25 protein-coding genes and 3 tRNA genes are annotated in these 22,102 nt (G+C 59.3%); 12 read left to right on the top strand and 16 right to left on the bottom strand.

All coding sequences use genetic code 11. The annotated features are described in order from the left end of the window. Positions 1-160 precede the first annotated feature (160 nt). Complete coding sequence (gene nagA, locus IIY41_RS12120) at positions 161-1,291, top strand: N-acetylglucosamine-6-phosphate deacetylase (protein WP_009322104.1); 1,131 nt, start codon at positions 161-163, stop codon at positions 1,289-1,291. A 176-nt stretch (positions 1,292-1,467) separates the two neighbouring features. Here nagA and fba read toward each other — a convergent pair whose 3' ends face one another. The 3 genes from fba to IIY41_RS12105 form a co-directional block, all read right to left on the bottom strand. Beyond that, entirely contained in the window at positions 1,468-2,331 is an 864-nt protein-coding gene (gene fba, locus IIY41_RS12115; protein WP_009322105.1) for a class II fructose-1,6-bisphosphate aldolase, read from the bottom strand. A gap of 150 nt (positions 2,332-2,481) precedes the next feature. Beyond that, on the bottom strand, positions 2,482-3,135 hold the full coding sequence (locus IIY41_RS12110) for an SdpI family protein (RefSeq protein ID WP_009322106.1): 654 nt from the start codon (positions 3,133-3,135) through the stop codon (positions 2,482-2,484). Further along, positions 3,119-3,400 (bottom strand): autorepressor SdpR family transcription factor, encoded by a 282-nt coding sequence (locus tag IIY41_RS12105; protein WP_009322107.1) that lies wholly within the window; start codon positions 3,398-3,400, stop codon positions 3,119-3,121. Before IIY41_RS12105 ends, IIY41_RS12110 begins: the two co-directional genes overlap by 17 nt. Before the next feature lie 538 nt (positions 3,401-3,938). On the opposite strand from IIY41_RS12105, the gene IIY41_RS12100 reads away from it, so the two are divergent. The 5 genes from IIY41_RS12100 (at position 3,939) to IIY41_RS12080 (ending at position 9,758) form a co-directional block, all read left to right on the top strand. Then, on the top strand, positions 3,939-4,190 hold the full coding sequence (locus tag IIY41_RS12100; protein WP_009322108.1) for a hypothetical protein: 252 nt from the start codon (positions 3,939-3,941) through the stop codon (positions 4,188-4,190). Between the two features lie 435 nt (positions 4,191-4,625). Continuing rightward, complete coding sequence (rlmB, locus tag IIY41_RS12095; protein ID WP_117461300.1) at positions 4,626-5,429, top strand: 23S rRNA (guanosine(2251)-2'-O)-methyltransferase RlmB; 804 nt, start codon at positions 4,626-4,628, stop codon at positions 5,427-5,429. Next, positions 5,426-8,260 (top strand): hypothetical protein, encoded by a 2,835-nt coding sequence (locus IIY41_RS12090; RefSeq protein ID WP_155201116.1) that lies wholly within the window; start codon positions 5,426-5,428, stop codon positions 8,258-8,260. The genes rlmB and IIY41_RS12090 overlap by 4 nt, the downstream gene beginning before the upstream one ends. 238 nt (positions 8,261-8,498) lie before the next feature. Next, the gene (locus IIY41_RS12085; protein ID WP_050004831.1) at positions 8,499-9,260 is read left to right on the top strand and encodes a YhfC family glutamic-type intramembrane protease; all 762 of its coding nucleotides are present in this window, start codon (positions 8,499-8,501) and stop codon (positions 9,258-9,260) included. A gap of 39 nt (positions 9,261-9,299) precedes the next feature. Continuing rightward, positions 9,300-9,758, top strand: coding sequence for a phosphate-starvation-inducible PsiE family protein (locus tag IIY41_RS12080; RefSeq protein WP_287400933.1), 459 nt, complete (start codon positions 9,300-9,302; stop codon positions 9,756-9,758). 144 nt (positions 9,759-9,902) lie between these two features. Here the strand turns inward: IIY41_RS12080 and IIY41_RS12075 are convergent, their stop codons facing one another. From IIY41_RS12075 to IIY41_RS12050, 7 genes are all read right to left on the bottom strand, one after another. Continuing rightward, entirely contained in the window at positions 9,903-10,331 is a 429-nt protein-coding gene (locus IIY41_RS12075) for a GtrA family protein (protein WP_009322113.1), read from the bottom strand. A gap of 1 nt (position 10,332) precedes the next feature. Next, positions 10,333-10,806: a peptidylprolyl isomerase gene (locus IIY41_RS12070; protein WP_009322114.1), complete on the bottom strand. Its 474-nt coding sequence runs from the start codon at positions 10,804-10,806 to the stop codon at positions 10,333-10,335. A gap of 179 nt (positions 10,807-10,985) precedes the next feature. After that, positions 10,986-11,414 (bottom strand): DUF3795 domain-containing protein, encoded by a 429-nt coding sequence (locus IIY41_RS12065; protein ID WP_009322115.1) that lies wholly within the window; start codon positions 11,412-11,414, stop codon positions 10,986-10,988. Positions 11,415-11,476: 62 nt separating this feature from the next. Continuing rightward, positions 11,477-11,737, bottom strand: a complete 261-nt coding sequence (locus IIY41_RS14105) for a DUF1232 domain-containing protein (RefSeq protein ID WP_082052129.1) — start codon at positions 11,735-11,737, stop codon at positions 11,477-11,479. Between the two features lie 55 nt (positions 11,738-11,792). Beyond that, a complete protein-coding gene (locus IIY41_RS12060; protein ID WP_287400929.1) occupies positions 11,793-13,535 on the bottom strand; it encodes a MutS-related protein in 1,743 nt (580 codons plus the stop codon). Positions 13,536-13,588: 53 nt separating this feature from the next. Next, a complete protein-coding gene (locus tag IIY41_RS12055; RefSeq protein WP_009322117.1) occupies positions 13,589-14,212 on the bottom strand; it encodes a flavodoxin family protein in 624 nt (207 codons plus the stop codon). Positions 14,213-14,257: 45 nt separating this feature from the next. Further along, on the bottom strand, positions 14,258-14,680 hold the full coding sequence (locus IIY41_RS12050) for a DUF3795 domain-containing protein (RefSeq protein ID WP_155201118.1): 423 nt from the start codon (positions 14,678-14,680) through the stop codon (positions 14,258-14,260). A 73-nt stretch (positions 14,681-14,753) separates the two neighbouring features. On the opposite strand from IIY41_RS12050, the gene IIY41_RS12045 reads away from it, so the two are divergent. Further along, positions 14,754-15,008 carry a hypothetical protein gene (locus IIY41_RS12045; RefSeq protein ID WP_155201119.1) on the top strand — a complete coding sequence of 85 codons (255 nt, stop codon included), beginning with the start codon at positions 14,754-14,756 and terminating at the stop codon, positions 15,006-15,008. A 216-nt stretch (positions 15,009-15,224) separates the two neighbouring features. On the opposite strand, the gene IIY41_RS12040 is transcribed toward IIY41_RS12045, so the two are convergent. The 6 genes from IIY41_RS12040 to IIY41_RS12015 form a co-directional block, all read right to left on the bottom strand. Further along, positions 15,225-15,986 carry an AAA family ATPase gene (locus IIY41_RS12040; protein ID WP_287400926.1) on the bottom strand — a complete coding sequence of 254 codons (762 nt, stop codon included), beginning with the start codon at positions 15,984-15,986 and terminating at the stop codon, positions 15,225-15,227. Continuing rightward, positions 15,983-16,492, bottom strand: coding sequence for an NUDIX hydrolase (locus IIY41_RS12035; protein WP_069955696.1), 510 nt, complete (start codon positions 16,490-16,492; stop codon positions 15,983-15,985). The genes IIY41_RS12040 and IIY41_RS12035 overlap by 4 nt, the downstream gene beginning before the upstream one ends. Then, positions 16,458-17,318: a TIGR03915 family putative DNA repair protein gene (locus tag IIY41_RS12030; protein WP_287400923.1), complete on the bottom strand. Its 861-nt coding sequence runs from the start codon at positions 17,316-17,318 to the stop codon at positions 16,458-16,460. Before IIY41_RS12030 ends, IIY41_RS12035 begins: the two co-directional genes overlap by 35 nt. Continuing rightward, positions 17,297-18,637: a putative DNA modification/repair radical SAM protein gene (locus tag IIY41_RS12025; RefSeq protein ID WP_287400921.1), complete on the bottom strand. Its 1,341-nt coding sequence runs from the start codon at positions 18,635-18,637 to the stop codon at positions 17,297-17,299. The genes IIY41_RS12030 and IIY41_RS12025 overlap by 22 nt, the downstream gene beginning before the upstream one ends. Positions 18,638-18,838: 201 nt before the next feature. Next, positions 18,839-19,444 carry a histidine phosphatase family protein gene (locus IIY41_RS12020; RefSeq protein WP_009322124.1) on the bottom strand — a complete coding sequence of 202 codons (606 nt, stop codon included), beginning with the start codon at positions 19,442-19,444 and terminating at the stop codon, positions 18,839-18,841. A gap of 66 nt (positions 19,445-19,510) precedes the next feature. Continuing rightward, on the bottom strand, positions 19,511-20,128 hold the full coding sequence (locus IIY41_RS12015; protein ID WP_050004825.1) for a LexA family protein: 618 nt from the start codon (positions 20,126-20,128) through the stop codon (positions 19,511-19,513). 186 nt (positions 20,129-20,314) lie between these two features. Between IIY41_RS12015 and IIY41_RS12010 the strand changes: the two genes are divergently transcribed. The 5 genes from IIY41_RS12010 (at position 20,315) to IIY41_RS11990 (ending at position 22,004) form a co-directional block, all read left to right on the top strand. After that, entirely contained in the window at positions 20,315-20,560 is a 246-nt protein-coding gene (locus IIY41_RS12010) for a hypothetical protein (RefSeq protein ID WP_287400918.1), read from the top strand. A gap of 168 nt (positions 20,561-20,728) precedes the next feature. Then, positions 20,729-21,157 (top strand): FMN-binding protein, encoded by a 429-nt coding sequence (locus IIY41_RS12005; protein ID WP_009322127.1) that lies wholly within the window; start codon positions 20,729-20,731, stop codon positions 21,155-21,157. 257 nt (positions 21,158-21,414) lie between these two features. Beyond that, positions 21,415-21,502 (top strand) — tRNA-Ser (locus IIY41_RS12000). A 61-nt stretch (positions 21,503-21,563) separates the two neighbouring features. Further along, positions 21,564-21,653 (top strand) — tRNA-Ser (locus IIY41_RS11995). Between the two features lie 275 nt (positions 21,654-21,928). Next, positions 21,929-22,004: transfer RNA gene (locus IIY41_RS11990), tRNA-Asn, on the top strand. Positions 22,005-22,102: the final 98 nt, after the last annotated feature.

Raw genomic sequence — 22,102 nt, 5'->3', positions numbered from 1 at the left:
TTTGCGCGTTTTGCCGTATCATATGCAATCTTGGCACAAAGCGCTTTTTTTGCAAAAAAAACTTTTGCGCGCCGAAAAAAACGTTATAATGAAAGCAGGGAAATCCGCGCGCCCCACCCGGCGCGCAAGACCATACGATCAATCAAAGGAGTGTATCAATATGATCCTGAAAAACGGCCTTGTTTTCACCGAAGACGCGCGCTTTGTGCTGGCGGACGTGGAGATCGCGGACGGAAAGATCGCTCAGGTGGCTGCCCCCGGCACGCTGGACGGCCCCGACGCAGTGGACGTTTCCGGCAAATACGTCACCCCGGGTTTTGTGGATATCCACATCCACGGCTCCAAAGGCTCTGATTTTTGCGACGCGGGCGCGGAGCACATCGAAACAATGTCCGCCTATCTGGGCGGCGAGGGCGTAACGGCCTTCTGCGGCACCACGATGGCTTTCGACGAGCCCATCCTCACCAATATCTTCAACATTGCGAAGCCCTACATCAACAAAGAGACCGGCGGCGCCGTGCTGCGCGGCATCAATATGGAGGGGCCCTTCTTCAACAAGGCGAAAAAGGGCGCTCAGGCGGAAAAATACATTGTGGACCCGGAGATCGAGATGTTTGACCGCCTGTATGAGCTGTCCGGCGGCGCCATCAAGCTCATCGACGTTGCGCCGGAGCTGCCGGGTGCGGTGCCTTTCATCGAGCGGGCCAGCAAAAAATGCGTGGTGTCCATTGCGCACACCACGGCCAATTACGACCAGGCCAAGGCGGCCTTTGCCGCGGGCGCATCCCATGTGACGCACCTGTTCAACGCCATGCCGCCGTTCAACCACCGCGACCCGGGCGTCGTGGGCGCGGCCAGCGATGACGCGGCCCATGTGGAGATGATCTCCGACGGCATCCACCTGCATCCGGCTGTGGTGCGCAGTGTGTTCCGCTGGTTCGGCGCCGAGCGCGTGTGTCTCATCAGCGATTCCATGCGCGCCGCGGGCATGCCCAACGGCGTGTATTCGCTGGGCGGCCAGACTGTGTATATGACGGACGGCAAGGCCACGCTGGAGGACGGCACCATCGCGGGCAGCGCTACCTGCCTGGCCGAATGCTTCCGCCGCGCCGTCAGCTTCGGCGTGCCCCTGGACGCGGCGCTGCGCGCGGCTACCATCAACCCGGCGCAGGCTGTGGGCTTGTTTGATGAGCTGGGCAGCATCACCGCCGGCAAGCGCGCTGACATACTGGTGCTGGACGAGACGCTGCACCCGGAAAAAATCTTCATCGGCGGCGTACAGACGAAATAAGCCGGATGTCCGGCACAGGCGGCGGTTCCATATGGGGCCGCCGCTTTTTTGCGCTTTGGCGGGGCGCCGCACGCAGATACGCCGGTGTGCAGAAAAAGCCCCCGGGCTTTCCCATTGCGGGAAATCCGGGGGCTTTTCCGTTGCTTTGAAAGGTACTGAACGCCTGTGGGCAGCGCTTACGCCTTGCCCACAGAGCCGAACAACTCCATTTTTTCCTTGACGGTGTTCTTGATGGCCTCGGCGCCCGGCGCAAGCAGCTTGCGCGGATCAAAGCCCTTGCCCTGCTGGTCCTTTCCGGCCTCGATGTATTCACGGGTGGCCTTGGCGAAGGCGAGCTGGCATTCGGTGTTCACATTGATCTTGGAAACACCCAGGCTGATGGCCTTTTTGATCATATCGTCGGGGATGCCGGTGCCGCCGTGCAGCACAAGGGGAATGTGATCCGTTGCGTTGTGGATCTTCTCCAGCGCGTCGAAGTCCAGGCCTTTCCAGTTGGACGGGTACACACCGTGGATGTTGCCGATGCCTGCGGCCAGGAAGTCGATGCCCAGGGAAGCGATGCGCGCACACTCGGCGGCGTCCGCAATCTCGCCCATGCCCACAACACCGTCCTCTTCACCGCCGATGCTGCCGACCTCGGCCTCGATGGAAAGGCCGTTCTCGTGAGCCAGAGCCACCAGCTCGGTGGTCTTGGCCACGTTTTCGTCGATGGCGTAGTGGCTGCCGTCGAACATGATGGAGGAGAACCCGGCCTCAACACAGGCCTTGGCGCCCTCGTAAGAGCCGTGGTCCAGATGCAGCGCCACGGGCACGGTGATGCCCAGCGTGTCGATCATGGCCTTGACCATGGCGGCGACGGTTTTGAAGCCTGTCATATATTTGCCCGCGCCTTCGGACACGCCGAGAATGATGGGGCTGTTCATTTCCTGCGCAGCCTGCAGCGCGGCCTTCGTCCACTCCAGATTGTTGATGTTGAACTGGCCTACGGCGTAGTGGCCGTCGCGGGCTTTCTGCAGCATTTCGGTAGCGTTTACCAGCATAATTCATTACCCTCCAAAAAATCGTTCCTGTTTTGGGCGGGCGCTCCAAGCGCATTGGCCCGCCCAGCGCGTATCGGTCCCACAGTGAAAGAGGACAAGCCCTTGTCACAAATTTAACCAAGGATAGTATAACGCATCGCGGCGGCAAAATCAATCTTCACCGCTGCTTTTATAAATAAAGTACGAATAAAGATAAGCGGGCACGACGAGCACGGCTCCCAGAGCCGCCGTGGCCGCGGCCAGCCAGCGGCCGGAGAGGAAAAAGCTGCCCGCCGCCAGCGCCAGACCGCCCCAGAACCACAGCGGCCCCGCAAAGCGGTGGGTGCGCCGCCAGCACGTTTCGCTGGCCAGCGTCCACGGCGTACGGATACCGCAGAAATAGTTGTGCCGGAACTTGGGCATATAATTGCCCGCTACGCACAGCAGCGCGCCCACACAGGCGGCAATGATGCGGGAAACATCCAGTCCATCCGGATAAAACGCAGCGTACAGCGTAACGCCCTGCAGGATAAGCACGAACAGCGCCAGCGCCAGCCGGAACGCATCGTACGCGCGGCCGAACTTTTCATAGCTGCGGCGGCGCGGGTCGATGTAGGGCAGAAATTTCATCAAAAGGCTCAGGCCCAGCCCCATGGCCGGGCCGAAAAACGCTCCCGGGCGTGCCGCCCAGCTGTCGATCTGCCCGTCCACGTTCCAATGGACGGGGATGCGTGCGGGCAGCAGAGGCAGCAGCGCCAGCGTCACGGCAAACGACAGGGCGCACACGCCCCAGATGGCCCATTCTGTTTTATTGCTTTGTTTCATCGCCGTCTCCCTTTGCAAAACCGGCCACCCATGCAAGCATGTCCTGTAAAACACTGGTGTCCAGCTCGTAAAAAATATACTTGCCGCGCTTTTCGTCACTCACCAGGCCCGCGTCTTTCAGAACGGAAAGATGGTGGGAGATGGTGGCTCCGCTGGTGCCGAACTGTTCGGATATCTCACCGGCGCTTTTCGGCCCTCTGCGCAGCAGCTCCAGGATCTGGCGGCGGGTGGGGTCGGACAGGGCTTTGAACGTTTTGTCGAACACGCGCGCACCGCTCCTTCCGCTGCTTTTCTTTCGACGCTCGTCTAAATGAATGATATCACAAACGCCGCCCTGCGGCAAGCGCAGAAAAATGCATGGAAGGCCGCCCGCGATGGAAGCGATTCCCAGGTATATTTGCAAAAATTTCAAGGTGCGTAAAGGTGTAAACCTTGCGCGAATTTTTTGTAAAAACGGCGAAAAGTGAAAATGTTTCCCGTTTAAAATCGTCAAAATTCCAACTTGACACTTTGGAATAAACCCGGGGTTTTGTGGAAAGTTTTCAACAGGGTGTTGAAAACACAGTCGAAAACTTCTCTCAAAAAGCCCGCAAATGGGCAAAACAGGCGGGTTGTCAACACTTTCAACAGGGTTTTCAACATTCAATAAGGAAAAAATTACCTTTTACAAAATGTATATGCACCTTTACGAATTCCATTAAACAGTGAACGCCGAAATTTAAAAGAAGAAATTGTTTAAATTGCGCACCGGAGACAAAACTTTCCGTAAGCCCGCGGCAGGCGGGCGGGAAAGGGGGACCGGAATGAAAGGCGTAAACAAGTGTGTGGTGGAAATTGTGGAGCCGCAGGACGAGAGCATCGAACGGGTGCTGGTGTTTTTTAAGCCGGAAAGCCGCGCGGTGCAGTTGGGGTGCCAGCAGGATGCGGCGGAAAAATATGTTTCCGGCCTGGTTTCGTGGCGGCGCAGTATTTTGCCGCTGGGACCGGGCGCGCGCGCCGCGCTGTGGGCAGCGGCTGCCACGGCCGCCGCTGTGCTGCTGTGGTTCCTTTTGTAAGCGCGCCGTTGTCAGCCTCAGGCGAAAATGCCCGAAATCCGGCGGAAATTATAGCAAAGATGCGGTATCTGTGTTATAATAGCCTCAAACCCGCCGCTTGCGCGGCTGCGCGTGTGCCGGGCACACGCGGATGCGCTGGTGCGCATGGGTTTGAGAACATTGAAACACGCAAAACCGCAGCAAGTGCGGTTTTGTCGAGGCCGCTGCGCGGCGTCGTGTTATAATAGCCTCAAACCCGCCGCTTGCGCGGCTGCGCGTGTGTCCGGCACACGCGGATGCGCCGGTGCGCATGGGTTTGAGAACGTTGAAACACGCAAAACCGCAGCAAGTGTGGTTTTGTTGAGGCCGCTGCGCGGCTGCGCGCACGCCGCATGCGGAGCGCAGTGTGCGGGAACCGGACGGGCGGGGCTTTTTTGAAAATTCTGGAGGCTGCGGATGGAACGGGCAGAGAAGAAAAACGATAGATTTGAACACAAAACAGAGCAGGATTCCACAATTGTGTACGGCAAAAATGCCGTGACGGAGCTGCTCAAAAGCGGTGCGGCCGTGGATACCGTGTTCGTACAGGATACCATGAACGCCGCACAGGCGGGATATTATACGGCCATCGCCCGCGAGGCGGGCGCTGTGGTCAAGCGTGTGCACGCGGCCAAGCTGCGCGGCATGTGCGGCACGGAAGGCCACCAGGGCGTTGCGGCGTGGGCGGCCAGTGTGGATTATGTCTCGCTGGATGACTTGCTGGCCGAGGCGGCGCGCCGGGGCGAGCCGCCCTTTTTGCTGCTGGCGGACGGCGTGGAGGATCCCCATAACCTGGGCGCGATCATCCGCACGGCGCTGCTGTGCGGTGCTCACGGCGTGGTGATACCGCGGCGCGGCGGCGTACCTGTTACACCTACTGTGCTTAAAAGCAGCGCGGGCGCGGCGGCAAGGCTGCCCGTGGCGCGTGTGGCCAACATCGGCGAGGCTGTCCGCAGGCTGAAGGCGCAGAATGTATTTGTCTATTGCGCGGACATGGACGGACGCCCCGCTTTCCAGCAAAACCTTACAGGCCCCATCGCGCTGGTGGCGGGCAGTGAGGGCAGCGGTGTTTCGCCGCTGGTGAAGTCCCTGTGCGACGGTGTTCTCAGTCTGCCCATGGCGGGCGGCGGCACGGGGGTGGACAGTTTCAACGTGTCGGTCGCCACCGGCATTATTTTGTATGAGATCATGCGCCAGCGCGGAACGGAGGGTTCTATTTGAGCGATCAGAAACCGCATATCACAGCTTCAGAGCTCGACCATATCCTCGAGCAGGTGCAGAAGAAGCGTGCGGACGCGCCCGCGGCAGTCCGTCCGGTACAGAGTTCGGATGCGGACCTGGACGCCATTTTATCCGAACTGGGCGTCGGGACCGGAAAAAAGCGCGCTCCGGTAGAGCCGATCTTGCTGCCGGTGCCTGCGTTTGCCCACGAAAAAAACGATCCGCTGCCCGAGATTCCCCAGCCCGCTCCCGAGAAAGCGCCGGAACCCGCGGCGGAGCCTGAACCGGAGCCCGCTCCTGTTGAGGACGAAGTGCCCACGGTGGAGCTGCCGGACATTAAGGCGTATTCCGAGGCCGAGGCGCAAAAGCAGGCGGAGGAACGCGCGCGCATTATGGAAGAGGCACGCCGCGAGGCGGAAAATACGCTGCACAGCGCCGCGGGCGAAGCCGTGCTGAGCGCGGCGCGGGAGGCGGTGCTCCGGCGCGGCTCCCAGCCGGCGCAGGAACAGGAGCAGGCCGCCCCCGTTACGGGAAACAATCTGTTCGGCGAAGTAGACGACCGTTTCCGCGATTTCTTCGCAACCGCTGTGATCGACGACCCTACGCTGGGTGAGAGCGGCCGCCGTAAAAAAGAAAAGAGCGGCTTCTGGGCAAAGCTGTTTGCCAAAAAAGAGGAAGAGGAATTCGAGGATGAGTTTGCCCAGGGCGAGGCAGGCGAGTACTATGAGGCCGCCCTGGAAGAAGGCTATACCGGGGAATTTGACGCCATCCGCCCCGAGCAGTGCATTCCGGAAGCGCCCGTGCCGGGCCGGGCGGATGCGCCGGAGCAGGGCGCGCCCGGAGCCAATGGGCGCACTTTCGGCAGCACGCTGGATCTGGACGTGCCCCAGGTAAACCCGCAGGACACGCCCGCACCTATGTCCGCCTCCTTTTTGGCGCGGGCCATTGCCAGAGCCGACACATTCGACCTGGGCGCTGCGCGCAAGCGGCGCGATACCCGCGCAATGGACATCGATATCCCGCTGGACGGCGACGGCACGGGCGAATACGAGCCGCTGCGCAGGAAAAACTCCGGCGCGCTGGCACCGGAGGAGGAGATAGGAGAATACAACCGCCTGTCCGACGCGCCGGCGGTTGCCCAGGAACTGGCTTCCATGCGCCAGACGCGCCTGGCGCGCACCGTGCTTACGGGCGTGCTGACGCTGTTCCTGTTGTATTTGGGTCTCTCGGCCCGCACGGGCTGGCTGCCGCCCATTGGCGTGCTGGACCCGCACACGGCTCCGCTTACTTATCTTGTCACAAATTTCGTTCTGTTGGCCGTAGCGGCTTTCAGCTCCATCACCACGCTGGGGGCAGGCCTGCGGGGCCTTGCGCTCCAGCCTACGTCCGACAGCTTCACTGCGCTGGCCGTGGTGGGAGCGGCGCTGCAGAATGCGGCGCTGCTGTTTGATGCGAAAAATTTTGATCCGGAGGCCGTGACGCTGTTTGCGCCCGTGGCGGCGCTGCTGCTGTGCGGCAACGCGCTGGGCAAATGGCTGCAGATCCGCGCTGTGTGCGCGAATTTTGCGCTGGCAAGCTCCGGCGAGGAGCATGCGGCCGCGTTTCTGCTGGAAAAGGAACAGCTGGCAAAGCGGCTGTGCGACGGTTTGGGCGAGCCGGAACCGCGTCTGCTGCTGAACCGTCCTACAGCGCTGGTCAAGGGCTTTTTGCGCCAGAGCTTTTCTCCCCGCGCGGCGGACGCCATGGTGCAGAAGCTGTGCTGGGGCCTGGGCGGCGCGGCGCTGGTGTGCGCTGTTGTCGCAGGCGTAAAGGGCGGCGGCGTGATATCTGCGCTCTCCGGCCTGGCTGCGGCCTTGAGCCTGAGCGCGCCTCTGGCGGCGACGCTTGTGTACGCGCTGCCCACCAGCCTGATGCAGCAGGCTACGTCCCGCTGCGGCGCCGTGGTTCCGGGGCCGAGCGCAGTGGAAACACTGGGGAGCGCCAACACGGTGCTGCTGAGCGCGCGGGAGCTGTTCCCCGCGGGCAGCGTGCGCCTGCACGGCATCAAAACCTTTGAAAAAGAGCGCATCGACATTGCCATCCTTTATGCAGCCAGCCTGCTGTCGCCCAGCTGCGAGACGCTGCGCGGCGTGTTCATGGGCATGCTGGACAACAACGAGAAGCTGCTGGCCGGTGTGGAAAACGCCTCGGTGGAAATCGGTTACGGCTTTACCGGGTGGATCGAGCACCGCCGTGTTCTGCTGGGCAGCCGCGAGATGATGAAGCGCCATGACATTGAAGTACCCTCTTTGGACTACGAGAAAAAATATACGAAGAACGGCCAGCGCTCTCCCATCTATCTTGCGGTGGCGGGCAAGCTGTTCGGCATGTTCCTCGTCAGCTACCGGCCCGACCGCCGCGCCGCAGAAACATTGGACAGTCTGGCGCAGAGCGGTATCAGCGTGCTGGTGCAGGCAGACGATTTCAACATTACCGCGCCGCTGGTGGCCGCGACTTACGGCATTCCGGAGGGAACGGTCAAGGTGCTGTCTCAGCATGAGCAGGACGCCCTGGAGACCGAGCTTGCCTACCGTCCCGAGAGCGAGGGCGTGATGATGCACACAGGTGCATGCGCGTCCTTCCTGGGCGGCATGCGCGCGGCCGCGCGCGCGGCCGCAGGCGAACGCCTTGCGGGCGTTGTGCAGACGGCCGCTGTGGCGCTGGGTGCGGTGCTCAGTGTGGCGTTGGGCTTTTACGAGGGCCTTACGGGCCTTTCTCTGGGCACGGTGCTGGCGTATCAGCTCGTATGGTGCGCCATCATCGCATCCGTTCCCTTTGCAAAAAAACCGTAACAAACCGGAGAAACGTCCGCTTCTTGAAAAGGGACGGACGCAGACTGTCGAAAAAGGCAAAGAGATAAAAAAGAAAAATCCGGGGAAAAAGCTGGCGGTGGCAAGGCCATGCATCTTTGCGCGGCAAAGTACAAGCCACCCGGCGAATGCCGCCAAAAAGGGGTGGACGCTCCGGTATCGGCTGTCAGGTTCTCTGTTTCAATAAGCGGTGTCAACGTCCGGAAAAGGAGGATGCTCTGTGTCTGCTGCCCCCGTCTTCTCAGCCGCATCCATTGCAGGATGCATTTTTACGGTGCTGGTTTCCATCGCACTGCCTGTTGCGGCGCTTGCCGTCCTCAAGCGTAAAACAGGCCGCGGCTTGCTGGCCGCGCTGGTGGGCGCCGGTTGTTTCATCGGCTATGCGTTGGTGCTGGAGCAGCTGCTCCACGCGGCGGTGTTCTCCCTGTTTCCGGCTATTACGCTGTATCCGGCGGCCTATACGGCTTACGGCTGCCTTGCCGCGGGCCTGTTTGAGGAAACAGGCCGCCTGATGGGTCTGTCGCTGCTGTGCAAAAAAGACAGGGATCTGGCGTTGGGCGTAGGCTACGGCATTGGCCACGGCGGCGTGGAGGCTGCGCTGCTGGCAGGGGTGAACGCCGCCGTGAACGCTGCGGTGATGCTGGGCGCGCCCGCCGCGCCGCAGGTAACGGACGCGCTTGGGGCCGCGGGGGCGGGCGCGTTCTGGGCTGCCGGTGTAGAACGCATCGCGGCAATGGCGCTGCATATGGCGCTGTCCATCCTGGTGTGGATGGCGGTCACCCGGCGCGTTCCCATCTGGTACTATTTCGCGGCGGTGCTGCTGCATGCCGCGGCGAATATTCCCGCGGCGCTGTCCCAGTTGGGGCTGCTGCGGAGCATGTGGTGCAGTGAAGGAATCATTCTGGCGGTGAACGCCGCGGTTTGCCTGTTCGTTTGGTCGGTTTACCGCAAAGCGTGCGTCCACAGGCCTTTGGCTGGCTGAGCGCGGCCGGGACGGAGCAGCAGAAAAGGAGGATTTGCCGTGCGTGTCAAGGAATATTTACGGCGCAAGGTAGCGTTTTTTGCAAGCGTTATTGAAATCTCCATTTCCATCATCGTGCTCATCGCCATTGTTATCGCGGGTATACAGGTGGTGCGCGAGGTGTTCAGCCTTGCGGGCGATCCGAAAGCCCACGAGGGCTTTACAGTGTTTTTGGGCCACGCGTTCAACCTGATCATCGGCGTGGAGTTTATCAAGATGCTGGCAAAGCATACGCCCGGCTCCGCCATTGAGGTGCTTCTGTTCGCCATCGCCCGGCAGATGGTGGTGGAGCATACTTCGCCGCTGGAAAATCTCATCGGCATCGTCACCATCGCGCTGATCTTTGCCATCCGGAAATTCCTGTTCGTGCCCTCCTTCGGTGAGCACTCTGCGTTTCATGAAGAGGAGGAGACGCGGGCCGGAGCCTTAAGCGCTGCCGGTGCGCCGCGGCGGGAGTGATGGAACGGAGCGCGGCGCGAAAAGGCCGCAGGCCATCCCGTCTCCGGCCCGGCACCGCCGATTGCAGATACGGAAAAAGCCTTTGCCCCGGGACGCAATGTCCGGGGCAAAGGCTTTTTTGCAAAAATGGGATGCGGAACGGGCTTATTCTTTAAAAGCCCACAGGCGCTGCCCCAGATAGTTGCAGGCGGTAAAGATCACCTGCGCTACCAGCATGGCGATGCGCGCCTGCCAGTCTGTGGAAACAGCGGGAAAGAAGCGCCCCATGAACATCGGCACCAGAAAATCCGAAAGGCCGAAGCTGATGAGGTAGCACACCGCGATGACCACAGAAAAGCGCACGGCGCTTTGCAGCAGAGGGGCCTTGCTTTCAAAACTGTATTTCCGGTTGAAGATAAAGCTGAACACGCTGCATACGGTGAACATCAGCGCGGTCGCGCCCCAATAGCCCAGCGCGCCGTACAAAAGCTGGCTGCCGACCATGCTGACGAGTGTGTTCAGCCCGCCGATGATAAGAAAGATCAGCAGGCTCCTGTCCCAGAAAAACGAGAACAGTTTTTTAAACAGGCGCATCTCAGTCCACGACCTTCACACACTTCATCACAACGGGCGTTTTGGGCTTGTCGCGGAAATCCGTGGCGACGGACGCGATCTCGTCGACAACGTCCATGCCTTCCACCACATGGCCGAAAGCGGCGTAACTGCCGTCCAGATGCGGCGCGTCGGCATGCATGATGAAGAATTGGCTGCCCGCGGAGTTGGGCATCTGGCTGCGGGCCATGCTGATGACGCCGCGGGTATGGCGGATGGGGTTTTCAACGCCGTTTGCGGCAAATTCGCCTTTGATGCCATAGCCCGGGCCGCCCATGCCGGTGCCCTCGGGACAGCCGCCCTGGATCATAAAGCCGGGAATGATGCGGTGGAACGTCAGGCCGTCATAAAAACCCTGTTTCACCAGCTTTGTGAAATTTTCCACCGTGATAGGCGCGGCCTCGGCGTCCAGTTCAATGCGGATGGTCTTGCCGTTTTCCATGGTGATCTCGATCATGTTTCATTTCTCCGTTTCTATTTCATTCCTGCGGCGGCTGCGCGGATCTTGCCGCGTCCGCCGGGCGTCCCGGCACCTTTGTGCGCCGATACGCTTGCAGCCACAAAAAGAGTATAGCACAAAAATCGCGCAGCGGAAAGGTTCCTTTTTCCGCGACCGGCACCGCGCAGCGCATGCTTCTATTCCAGCGCGGCCGTGGATGCGCCGCAGGTTCCGCACACACCGTCATGCAGCGAAACAATGCCGCCGCACACGGAACAGGTATATTTTTGCCGTTCATTCTCCAGAAAGACGGCAAGCCCGCGTGTGAGAACGGCGCGGCTGTTGGACAAAAGACTGGCGTCGTAGCGCGTACGATAGCTTTTTTCCAGACGGTTCAGGCGCCGGCAGGGGAACGCGGTGCATTCAAGGCAATAGCGCAGGCCCTTTTCACGGCAGCAGTCCCTGATGGCACAGGCACGGCAGTGACGCGGCTTGCCTTCGTCCCCGTTCAGGCATCCTGCACAGGGACGCACGCTTTTGCAAACGGTACAGTGCTTATAGCATACCATGCAGTTCATGCCGCACGGCGCGAACATATTTTCGGGAATGGCATCAGGCATATGCATTCAGGAATTTCTCCTTTCCGTCCGGGGGGCGGTCCTGCGCGGGCTTTCTCAAAGCACGGCTTTCAAAAGCAGCAGCCCCAGGGCCCATGCCGGAGCGGTAGGAATGGCGCAGTACCAGCGTTTGGGTCTGCCTTCATTCCACAGACCAGACCATCGGCCCGTGGACTGCATGCGGTAAAAATCTGCGGCGGGATTTGCCTTACGGTGCATGCCGCCGACAGCGGCAAAAGCAAAAGGTCGTCCGGGTATCTCGGCATAGGGATAAAATCGGGCACGAGGTCGATGCGGGAAAGCGCATAAGCCGCGGTGAAGGCCGCCGGTATTCACATAGGCCATGGCGTACCGGGTGCTTTCAGGGCGAGAAAGACAGCCTGTACATCATTTTTTCGCTGCTTTGTCCCAGCTGCAGGGCGTTTCCGGAAAGCAGGTGCCACAATTATCCTTTCTGCCGCTCCGTTCCGCGGGCCACCGTCCCTCCGCCTCGAAGGCGCGGGCCGCATCCTCCGCCGCCTGCGTCACCTTTGCAGGGAAACCCAACTGCGCCAGCAGCGCGATGGCGTTGCGTGTGTGCGCGGGACCCTCCCTGAGCAGATAGTCAAAGGTGACGCCCTCCGGCCCCACCTGTTCGGAGAAGTGGCGGTTTTCATACAGGCCCGCAAGCATTTCCGTCAGTTCCCGGTCATGGGTGGCGACGAAGCACAGACAGCGGCACCCGGCCAGATGGCGCAGCACCGCCGCCGAGGCTGCGATGCGCTCCACGGTGTTGGTCCCCTTCAGAATCTCGTCAATAAAGCACAGGCAGGGCGTTCCGGTTTGCGCGCAGGCCAGCAGGCGGCGCAGAGATTTCAGCTCCGCCACAAAATAGCTGTCTCCGGCGCAGAGGTTGTCGGAAACCGCCATGGAGGATACCGCCAGCGCCCGGGGCAGCGTGAATGCACGGGCGGCGCATACGCCCAGCGTCTGCGCCAGAATGGCGTTGACGGCCAGTGCTTTGATGAATGTGGATTTGCCGGACGCATTGGAACCAGTGAACAATGTGTGGCGCCGGAATACCGCGCTGTTCGCCACGGGCGTTTCCAGGAGCGGATGGTACAGTTCGTCGCAGACAAGTGCCATTTCGGAAGTAAATTCCGGCGTACACCGGAGGGGAAGACTCTCACGGAATGAAAGCGCGGCTATGGCAAGCTCCGTTTCGCCCAGCAGCATGCACAGGCGCAGCAGCGCAGCGTGTTCGCGCTGCATCACACGGACGGCGCGGTCGTAATACAGCAGGGGCGCCAGCGTCAGTGCCCCCATCAGCTCGAACAGCATGTCGTTCAGCTCGCCCGTGGAGGGGCGAGCCAGCGCCCCCACGCCGCCGGAAACCGCCTTCAGCGGCCGGGCGGCATCGTTCAGCGCATCGGAAAGCTGGGGCGCGTCGGCTTGCACGAGCCGGGAAAGGCGCTTTGCCGCAGAAAGCAGCATTGAAAAATAACCCAATGTGTCCAGATGCGCGCGTATTTTATCTTTGGCGTGATAATACAGCGCCGTGTTCAACACGCAGGCGGCAAGAAAGCACAACGCCCACGGCCCGAAGAAAAGTGAGGGCAATGCCAGAAAGGGAAGAAACATACAAATGCGGTACAACCCGGCCAGCGGCAGACGCATGGGAGATGGGTCAAACAGGAAACCGGCGAATTCCTGCCCGCGCTTGCGGCCCAGGCGTGCAAGGCAGAGCTGGACATTCAGCCGAAGCGCGGGCCGCGCCGCGAAAAGGCCGCAGAGGCGGGCGCGCCGGGCAAGCTCCGGCCCGGTGTTCAGGCGGTGCAGCACTGCATAAAGGCAGGCACGCCCCACGGCGCTTTGGCAGATATCAATGCGCGCGAACACGTCGTCCATGTCCAGGTCGTTCCAGGTCGCGTCGTCGATGCACTGGCCGGCAGGCTCGCCTGCGCGCAGGAGTTCCCAGAATTCCCGTGTCATGGCGCGGGGCCGTTCCGGCTCTGCCGGCGTCTGACCGAAGCTTTCCGCCACACGGCGGCGCAGCGCCAGTGCCCGCCGGTGCTGTCCATACAGAAAAGCGAGTAAAAAGCACAGCGCGGCAATGCCCACGGGAATGAGCGCGTTTGTTTCAGGGGTCATTTTTTGCCTCCGGAATGTCCGCCGGGCGGCGGTTGTTGAACAAAAGAGCGTCCTCAGCGGATGAAATTTGTGCGCACGGGCGGTTCCGGCTCCGGCGTGGTGATGCCGGCCGCGCGGCCGATCTCAATGCATTTGAGCAGCCAGGCCATATTGCGTCCCAGTGTGCGCATCACCTGCATGCCTTCCAGGTCATGCCGCACCTCATCGGGCGTGTTGCCATGCACCATGTTCCAGTATTTTGAAGATACTACCGGCATACAGTTGATGGTAAAATATTTGTTCAGCGCGTCCAGCGCGGCGGTTGTGCCGCCGCGCCGGGCCGAGACGACCGCCGCGCCGGGCTTGTACCGCAGCGCGCTGCCGCCCGCGTAGAACAACCGGTCCAGAAACGCCAGCGCAGCGCCGTTGGGCGAGGCATAGTACACAGGGGAACCGAAAATGAAGCCGTCGCAGGCCCGGGCTTTTTCGATGGCCTCATTTACAGGATCGTCGTCAAAAACGCAGCGCTTTGCCTCCCGGCATTTGCCGCAGCCGATGCAGCCGCGGATCGCCTTTGTACCGATATGGACAAATTCCGTTTCCACACCGGCAGCCTCCAGCGCGCCGGCAGCCTCAGCCAGCGCAGTGTAGGTACAGCCCTTCGCATGGGGGCTGCCGTTTAACAGCAGTACTTTCATTCAAAACACCTCTTTGCAAAAATCAGGCGCGCCATGCGCCCGGAATCATGGTTTGGATCCCTCCCGCAGCAGGCGTAAAATCTCCGCCTCATCTTCCGATATGTCATAATCGCCGGTAAAATGCACTGCGTCGCGATGGTACAGTAGGCCCTGCGCTTCATTGGCGGCCAGATACGACGCAAGCGCGTCTGCGCCGTCCTCCCGCACGCAGCGCACAAAGGCGGTAAGGCGTCTGCTGCTGCTCCGCGCAGAGGAAAACATGCCCTCCCCGCAGGGAAAAAGCGGGCATTCCCAGCATCCGGAGAAGCCTTTCTCCCGGCAGCATGTACGCTGGCGGCACAAACAGGAAAGCTCGGCATCCGTACTCTCCCGGCAGCCCTTGCAGGACGGCTTGCCGCACAGGGCGCAGACCAGCCCGCATGGCGCGATGCTGCGGGCGATGCGCCCGATGTATTCCGGATCGGACATGTTAGGAATCCTCCTTTATTATAAATGATTGGAAACAGGGTTGCAAAACAGAAATCGAAAAAAGAGAGGACACATGGACGGCACAGTTCCACAGACCGGTTTTCTGCCGGGCAGGAACAGGCAGAATGCGGAAAAGCAGCTTCCCGGCAGGGAAAGTGCATTCGGATTGGCGGAAAAGCGCAGCTTTTTCGCCAATCTGCCTGCGAACAGGGTTTTCGACCGCGGTCGCCGCGACATGGCGGCCTTCGGCGGCCGCTTCGTTCTACACGTCTTGGCACAGACCCTGTGGAGCATCGCGAGGCTATTTTGCGCAAAAAAGGCCGTCTGAACGCTAAGAGCTGCGTTTTTAGCACGATTATCTGCAAGGGAGGCTTTCCGCTTCTCCGGTACGTGTCTACGGGCGCAGCCGCAACCTTTTTTGCGGCGTTCGTCCCATGGCCTGTATTTTGCTTCGCAAAGCTGCATTGCTTGGCCACCGCCAGCTTTTCCTAGATCTGTATCTATTCTTTCTTGTCCGTCTGTTTTATGTCTGCGGACGTCGGACTTATCTGGCCTCGAATGCTTCCTCCTCCGTTCCGAGCAGCTCGTTCAGCATACGTTCAGGCGCCTCCAGAAAGCGTTTGGTCAAAAGGTAAGGCTCTGTTTGCCGGTAGGGCGTTTTTTCGATGCCCCGTTCGCTCAAAACAAAAATTTCGGCGTTCGGATACGCCAGAAGCAGCGGGGAATGGGTGGCGATGAGAAACTGGGAATTTTTGCGGACCAGTCCGTCCAGAGCAGCCAGAAGCGCAAGCTGACGCGCGGGCGAAAGAGCGGCCTCCGGTTCGTCCAGCAGGTACAGGCCGCTGCCTGAAAAACGGTTGAGTACAAGCGCGAGAAAGCTTTCACCGTGGGACTGCTCATGAAGCGAACGGCCGCCGTAGGCGCCTTTCAGCGGCGCAATCTCATCCAGACGGTCGATCTCTGTGGCAACATTGTAAAAGCTTTCTGCCCGAAGGAAAAAACCATCCCGGGGGCGGCGCGGGCCGCGCTGCAGCACCAGCGAGCGGTACAGCTCCGCGTGCGTTCTGGCGGTAGAGAAGCGGAAATTCCGCGTGCCGCCCTCGGGATTGAAACCCCATGCCGCCGCGATGGCCTCCAGCAGCGTGGATTTGCCCGTGCCGTTTTCTCCCACCAAAAACGTGACAGGTTTTTCCAGCCGCAGGCGCCCCATACGGGCCAGCGCCCGAACAGCCGGCAGGAAAAAGGAATAATCAGGCTGCACCGCGGCGGCAATCCCCACGGCGCGAAGATAGAGAGCATCGTTCACGGGCGTTCCCCCTTCCGTACGGGCGCGCGGAAGAGAGGTGCGTTTTCCAGCGCGCCGCCGCGCAGGTATTTCTCCGCACAAGCGTGGAGTACGGGCTGTATCGTCGGGTAGGTGAGCGCGCTGGGCAGTGCGGCAAAGGCACGTACTTGCGCGATTTCGCTTTCGGGCAGAGGGCCGCGCGTGATGGCCTCCGCCAGAAACAGTGCACCCCAGCTCGTCTGTCCGCCCTGTGTGACGCTATAGCAGCCGCAGGCGCACAGACGGAACCTCAAAGCGCCCGTTTCCTCGTATAGTTCACGGCATGCGGCCTCCAGCGGTGTTTCGTCCGGCTCCCGGTGTCCGCCGGGGAGCTCCCAGGTTTTTCGCGCGCTGTGGCGCACCAGAAGCCAGGCGCCGTTTTCCCGTACCGCAATGACGGAAAAGGCTTCTGTGATGTCCTTAGGGACGGCGGCGTGTATCTCGACGCCGTCTTTACGGCAAACGGGGGAAGGAATATTGGGCTCCATAATGCCCCTCCTTTTGTGGGAGCAAGGCGGGCGCGGCGGCTGGCAAGGCATCCAGACTGTCCGGCGTGCGCCGCAGCTCATCCTCCATCTCCAGCATGTTTTCCCAGTATCTTTTGGGACAGTGCGTCATGCGGCAGCGGGGGTTTTCCCGCGCAGCGATGGCGATGGTCTTGTAAAATCGCTTCCAAAGGACGCGGTAGCGCAGCTCCTCGGCGGTGGCGGGCGGCAGCTCCAGCGTATCCAGGGAGATGATCCGCGCTTTGCGGTCCTGCCAGACCAGTGCGGCTTTGTGAGTACGGTCGAAGATCAGAAAGGTTTCATTCTTCAGGCGGGAGCAGAAATGCTCTTTCAGAAAGGGGAGCACATAGTTTTTCGGCGTGATGGTCGCGGCCAAAGCCCCGTCGTAGTCAGAAAAACGCAGGAATTCCTTGAGCAGATGGGCTTCGTTCAGCAGATTCTGCCGCGCGGCCAGCATCGGCTGAACAGCAGTGTGGGACAACAGATACATCGTCTGCCGTCCGCGCCGATAGCCCAGCAGAAGGAAGCGGAGAATCGCCAGCTCCTTGCCCGGTATACAGCTCAAAAATACGCACTGCACCAGAGCGGCCGCGTCGGGCGAGATCTTCCGGGGAATGGAATCGTAGACGCGCGCAGCCTTTTCCTCGTCTGCTGCGATATATTTCTGGCGGAACAGCGTAGGCTGGGCCGCTTCTTCGGGCTGGATATCCACAGGAAGCTCATGGGTATATACGCTTTCGTGCACGCAGCACAAAAGCCCTTCAAAGCTGCCGTCGTACAGGTAGATCACATCTGACGTGCCAGGCACGAGACCGCCTCCTCACATACTTCCCGCGCGGCCGACGCAGGGCGCATTCCCTGTGCCGCCAGCTCCTGTACGGCGGGCGCGGCAAACAGGCTTAGCTGTTCCGTGCCAACGCCAAAGGCGGCGGGGTCGAGCAGGGCGCGCACGGTGGCCTCCGGCCCGGCAGTCACGCCACGGGAAAAGCCTTTGCAGGTGATGAAATACTGGGCCCGTTTGAGCACCACGCCGATACGCTTCAGGTCGGCAAGGTCCAGCTGCCCGCTGCGCCGGGCCACCCGAATGCGCTGGGCGCTTTTTACGCCGATGCCCGGAACCCGCAGCAGCATTTCGTAGGAACAGCGGTTTACGTCCACAGGGAACAAATGCATGTTATGGACGGCCCAGTTGCATTTGGGGTCCAGGTAGGGATTGAAGTCCGGATGCTGCTCGTCGAGGATCTCGGAGGCGGAAAACTGGTAGAAGCGCAGCAGCCAGTCGGCCTGATACAGCCGGTGCTCGCGCAGCAGCGGGGGTTTGGTGTCCAGCGCGGGCAGCAGCGAATCCTCGGCCACCGGAATGTAGGCGGAGAAAAATACGCGCTTCAGGCTGTATTTTTGGTAAAGCCCCTCGGTCAGCCGCAAAATCTGATAATCCGTTTCGGGGCTTGCGCCGATGATCATCTGCGTGCTCTGCCCCGCGGGCGCGAACTGCGGGGCTTTGCGATACCGCATCAGCTCGGCTTTGCTTTGCGTGACGCTTTGGCTCACCTGCTTCATGGGGGCAAGAATGGCGCGTTTGCTCTTGTCTGGAGCCAGCAGCGAAAGGCTCCGCTCACTGGGAAGTTCGATATTGATGCTGATGCGGTCCGCCAGCAGGCCGAGCCGCGCCACCAGCGCCGGGTCCGCTCCGGGAATGGCTTTTGCGTGGATATAACCGCGAAAGCGGTACTCGCCCCGCAGCAGCTCCAGCACGCCGATCATCTGTTCCATCGTGTAATCCGGACTGCGCAGCACCGCACTGGAGAGGAACAGCCCTTCGATGTAATTGCGGCGGTAGAACCCGATGGTCAGATCCGCCAGTTCGCGCGGCGTAAAGGCGGCGCGGGGCACATCATTGGTCACACGGTTCACACAGTATTTGCAGTCGTAAACGCAGCAGTTGCTCAGCACCACCTTCAGCAGGCTGATGCACCGGCCGTCAGCCGCAAAGGCATGGCACAGCCCGGCGGCCACAGTGCTGCCAAGGCCGGTCTCGTCGCCCGGCCGCTCGGAGCCGCTGGATGTACAGGCCACGTCATATTTTGCGCTGTCCGTCAGGATCGTTAGTTTTTCCAGCACATCCATGCTCGTTCCTCCGTGCCGGTATACGGCGGTTTTGAAAAGGGTGTAAAAAAGAAAGCCCTGACGAAACACGTGTTTTTTCACAGGGCTTTGTGGGATTTCAAATAAGAAAAAAGAGGTTTTCCTTACACAGGGGCGTCATTGCACGCGCTTTTGTGCAATTTCCGCGGCCGGCATGCTCCCGGCGCGCGGTCCCCCCCGGGCTCAGGCGGGGGCGACCGGCTCCGGATATTCCTCCAGAACCGACAGCCTGCCGCCGGAGAGGCCCAGGCGGACAATGCTGCAATTGCCGAAACGATGCGTCCAAAACAGGGAGAGAGGAAGTCCTTTGATCTGCAGGTAGAGCGCGTTCAGTGCAGCGCCATGGCTGGCGACAAGGACGTGCCGATCCTCCGGCAGTTGTTGAAGGGCATCCAGAAAACCTCCGGTGCGGCGCAGCACGGAATCCAGGCTTTCGCCGCCCTGCGGCGGCGTATAATTTTGCGGCGTTTCAAAAAAGGCCGTACCGGCAGGGCCAAGCGTGCGGAAATCGCTGCCTTCCCAAATGCCGAAACCAATCTCGATCAGGCGTGGGTCCAGCTCTATTTTTTCTTCGGGCCAGCCCGAGACGATACATGCGGTATCTACCGCACGCCGCAGCGGGCTTGCGTATACAGCGTCAAAATGAACGCCGCGCAATGCTTCGTGCGCAGCCCGGGCTTGGGCGAGCCCGAGCCTGTTCAGCGGAATATCGCTGCGGCCCTGCAGACGGAACTGCCGGTTGTAATCGGTCTGGCCGTGGCGTATCAGGTAAATTTCAGTTGCTGGCATATTTCCTCCAAAAGTACGTATTATGGGACAAATATTCTGATATCCTGAGAGACAAAGAGGAGCGGTCTACCAGCGTGCACGTGTCTCCACAACCTTGCCGGCGATATATAGGTGTTCCAGATCTTCACCCATGATGATCTGCGGCGCATATACATTGTTGAAGGGCTGCAGGATGATGGTGTTGCCCCGCCGGATGAATTTTTTCAGCGTTCCCTCACCCTCTCCGAAAATAACGACACCCAGATCTCCGTTCTCGAGCGTGGGCTGGCGGTGCACCAGAGCAAGGTCACCGTCGCTGATGCGGGGTTCCATGCTGTCGCCTTTTACCAACAGATAAAAATAACTGCCGGGGTCTTTTACGCGGGCGTATTCCTCGCCGTAGTCCTCTTCAAAGGCGAACGCGCCAAAACCTGCGCGCACTGTGCCGATAATGGGTATGGGAAATTCACGGGGACCATCTGCTGCCGCAACGGCGGAGGTGATAGGGGCGGGAGCACAGCCCAGCAAATAATCGGTGCTTACTTTAAAGTAAGCGGCAACGCGCGCGAGCGTCTGTGGGTCCGGGGTGGAACGCCCGGTCTCCCACTTGCCGACAGCCTGCTGCGTGACGCCCAGCAGGCTGGAAAGCGCCGCCTGGGAGAGCCCATTCAGCTTGCGCAGCTCTTTCAAACGTTGTGCAAACATGCGGATGCCTCATTTCTATCTATCATTCTATATTTGATTTTACTACTTATGGTTGTCAAAGTAAAGCGGGTTTTTCTTTTAAATTGTAAAAAAAGTTGTTAAACGGTCTTGACAACAACTAACGGTTGTATTATTGTGAAAACACAGAGGAAATATTCAGCGATTCAAGCTGTGAAAAGAGGAATCATGATGAAAAAGGAAATGAAAAGCTTTTTTTTGCGTATGGCGGTCGTTCTGTTGGTATTGGGCGCGATCTGCTTTGTAGAAGCCTATGGCGCCGGAAAACTTTGCGCGGAAATGCTGCTGACGCCTGCCTGTGCGGCACTGGCTTATGCCGCGTATCAGGCTGAGAAAAACCTGTTCCGTCCCGCGCCCAAAGCGCCGGTGCTGCGCGTTGCTGCCAAGGAACAGACACCCATGCGTGTTGCATGATTGGGCACAGGATGGGAAAGATAGTTTTACGGGCATTGATGATAGCAGAGTAAAAAAATAGGAATTGTAACTATTTTGCTGTTGACTTACAGTGCAGATAATGATATTCTAACCATGACAAAACTTTCACAAGCAGAGTTTTGCGATTGAATTAGGAGGTAATTCCCTATGAAGAAACTGCTTACTTTGGCTCTGGCGGCTGTGCTGGCGCTTTCTCTGGTGGCCTGCGGCGGCAGCGGCAGCATCAAGGACGGCACATATACCGCCCAGTACAAGGAACCGTCCCATGATTGGACGGAGTATCTGTCCGTCACTTATAAGGACGGCGTGATCACGGATGTGGATTTTGATGCGAAGGATGCCAACGGCAACCTGAAGAGCGAAGCCACGGCAGAGACTTACCCGATGGATCCGCTTCCTTCCGAGTGGATTCCCCAGCTTGAGGAAAACGTCAAAGCCGCTGGTACTGCCGATAAAATCGAGGCTGTGGCTGGCGCAACTTCGTCCAGCGAGTCCGTGAAAGTACTGATGGCAGCTGTTGAGAAGCAGGCCAAAGCCGGTAATACGGAAGTTGTCCTTGTGGATAATGCGGAATAATTTCAATTTGTAAGAAACAGGCGCCTGCCCGGGCGCCTGTTTCTTTGCATCCCGAAAACCACCGGCTCGTGAACTGTCCTCTGGTTCCGGAACAGTTCATTTGCCGGTGGATGATTATTTGCAAAAAGAACTGTTTGAAAGCATATTTCCCCCAAAAAATATAGAAGATGTTTTTCGGTGCGAAATCTTGGCGATAATATTGACAGCGACGGAAGGATATGTTATCATTATTAACGCACTCTAAGCCGCAAGACCGGGGAGAGGTGTCCGAGTGGTTTAAGGAGGCGGTCTTGAAAACCGTTGAACAGCAATGTTCCGTGGGTTCGAATCCCACCTTCTCCGCCATTTAAGGAACCGGCGGCTGGTGCATAAAACAGAATAGCGGAAAAATGAACGCTGCCATTTTGGAGAAGTACTCAAGTGGTGACGAGGCGCCCCTGCTAAGGGCGTAGGTCGGGAAACCGGCGCGAGGGTTCAAATCCCTCCTTCTCCGCCAAGTATGTGTGATGAAAAAGATGTCAATCGATTTTGTCGCATGAAATCAAGGAAAAACGGGCTTTTTAGGAATAATTCCTAAAAGCCCGTTTTCCATAGATATCAAAAAATATTTGGTTTTTTCGCCGCGAATTCATCACACGGCGTGTAATGAATTCTCGGATGCAAATAAAATTCGCATCCGCGACATCACAGTAAAAACACAAAATCGGTTTTCACACCAACGAAAGGGCAAGGATTGATTTCCTTTCCTCTCGTGAAGTGGAAAATATATGATCCTCTTTAGCTCAGTCGGTAGAGCATGCGGCTGTTAACCGCAGGGTCGTTGGTCCGAGTCCAACAAGGGGAGCCAAAAAATTGCCCGATCAGTTCGCTGGTTGGGCAATTTCTATTTAACAACAACAGGATATGGAAGATACAGAAATTGAGGTATAAAAAAGTAAGTGGGAA

The sequence above is a fragment of the Ruthenibacterium sp. genome (assembly GCF_017421385.1).
GTDB lineage: Bacteria > Bacillota > Clostridia > Oscillospirales > Ruminococcaceae > Ruthenibacterium > Ruthenibacterium lactatiformans.
This window is presented reverse-complemented; position numbering and strand designations above follow the sequence as displayed.

Excerpts from the sequence above, each read along its gene's own strand:
- IIY41_RS12100 (WP_009322108.1), top strand. The coding sequence starts at position 3,939 with ATGAAAGGCGTAAACAAGTGTGTGGTGGAAATTGTGGAGCCGCAGGAC.
- IIY41_RS12055 (WP_009322117.1), bottom strand. The coding sequence starts at position 14,212 with ATGAAAGTACTGCTGTTAAACGGCAGCCCCCATGCGAAGGGCTGTACC.
- nagA (WP_009322104.1), top strand. The coding sequence starts at position 161 with ATGATCCTGAAAAACGGCCTTGTTTTCACCGAAGACGCGCGCTTTGTG.
- IIY41_RS12010 (WP_287400918.1), top strand. The coding sequence starts at position 20,315 with ATGATGAAAAAGGAAATGAAAAGCTTTTTTTTGCGTATGGCGGTCGTT.
- IIY41_RS12070 (WP_009322114.1), bottom strand. The coding sequence starts at position 10,806 with ATGATCGAGATCACCATGGAAAACGGCAAGACCATCCGCATTGAACTG.
- IIY41_RS12015 (WP_050004825.1), bottom strand. The coding sequence starts at position 20,128 with ATGTTTGCACAACGTTTGAAAGAGCTGCGCAAGCTGAATGGGCTCTCC.
- IIY41_RS12060 (WP_287400929.1), bottom strand. The coding sequence starts at position 13,535 with ATGACCCCTGAAACAAACGCGCTCATTCCCGTGGGCATTGCCGCGCTG.
- IIY41_RS12045 (WP_155201119.1), top strand. The coding sequence starts at position 14,754 with ATGGACGGCACAGTTCCACAGACCGGTTTTCTGCCGGGCAGGAACAGG.
- IIY41_RS12110 (WP_009322106.1), bottom strand. The coding sequence starts at position 3,135 with ATGAAACAAAGCAATAAAACAGAATGGGCCATCTGGGGCGTGTGCGCC.
- IIY41_RS12020 (WP_009322124.1), bottom strand. The coding sequence starts at position 19,444 with ATGCCAGCAACTGAAATTTACCTGATACGCCACGGCCAGACCGATTAC.
- IIY41_RS12050 (WP_155201118.1), bottom strand. The coding sequence starts at position 14,680 with ATGTCCGATCCGGAATACATCGGGCGCATCGCCCGCAGCATCGCGCCA.
- fba (WP_009322105.1), bottom strand. The coding sequence starts at position 2,331 with ATGCTGGTAAACGCTACCGAAATGCTGCAGAAAGCCCGCGACGGCCAC.
- IIY41_RS12005 (WP_009322127.1), top strand. The coding sequence starts at position 20,729 with ATGAAGAAACTGCTTACTTTGGCTCTGGCGGCTGTGCTGGCGCTTTCT.
- IIY41_RS12025 (WP_287400921.1), bottom strand. The coding sequence starts at position 18,637 with ATGGATGTGCTGGAAAAACTAACGATCCTGACGGACAGCGCAAAATAT.
- IIY41_RS12065 (WP_009322115.1), bottom strand. The coding sequence starts at position 11,414 with ATGCATATGCCTGATGCCATTCCCGAAAATATGTTCGCGCCGTGCGGC.
- rlmB (WP_117461300.1), top strand. The coding sequence starts at position 4,626 with ATGGAACGGGCAGAGAAGAAAAACGATAGATTTGAACACAAAACAGAG.
- IIY41_RS12075 (WP_009322113.1), bottom strand. The coding sequence starts at position 10,331 with ATGCGCCTGTTTAAAAAACTGTTCTCGTTTTTCTGGGACAGGAGCCTG.
- IIY41_RS12035 (WP_069955696.1), bottom strand. The coding sequence starts at position 16,492 with ATGGAGCCCAATATTCCTTCCCCCGTTTGCCGTAAAGACGGCGTCGAG.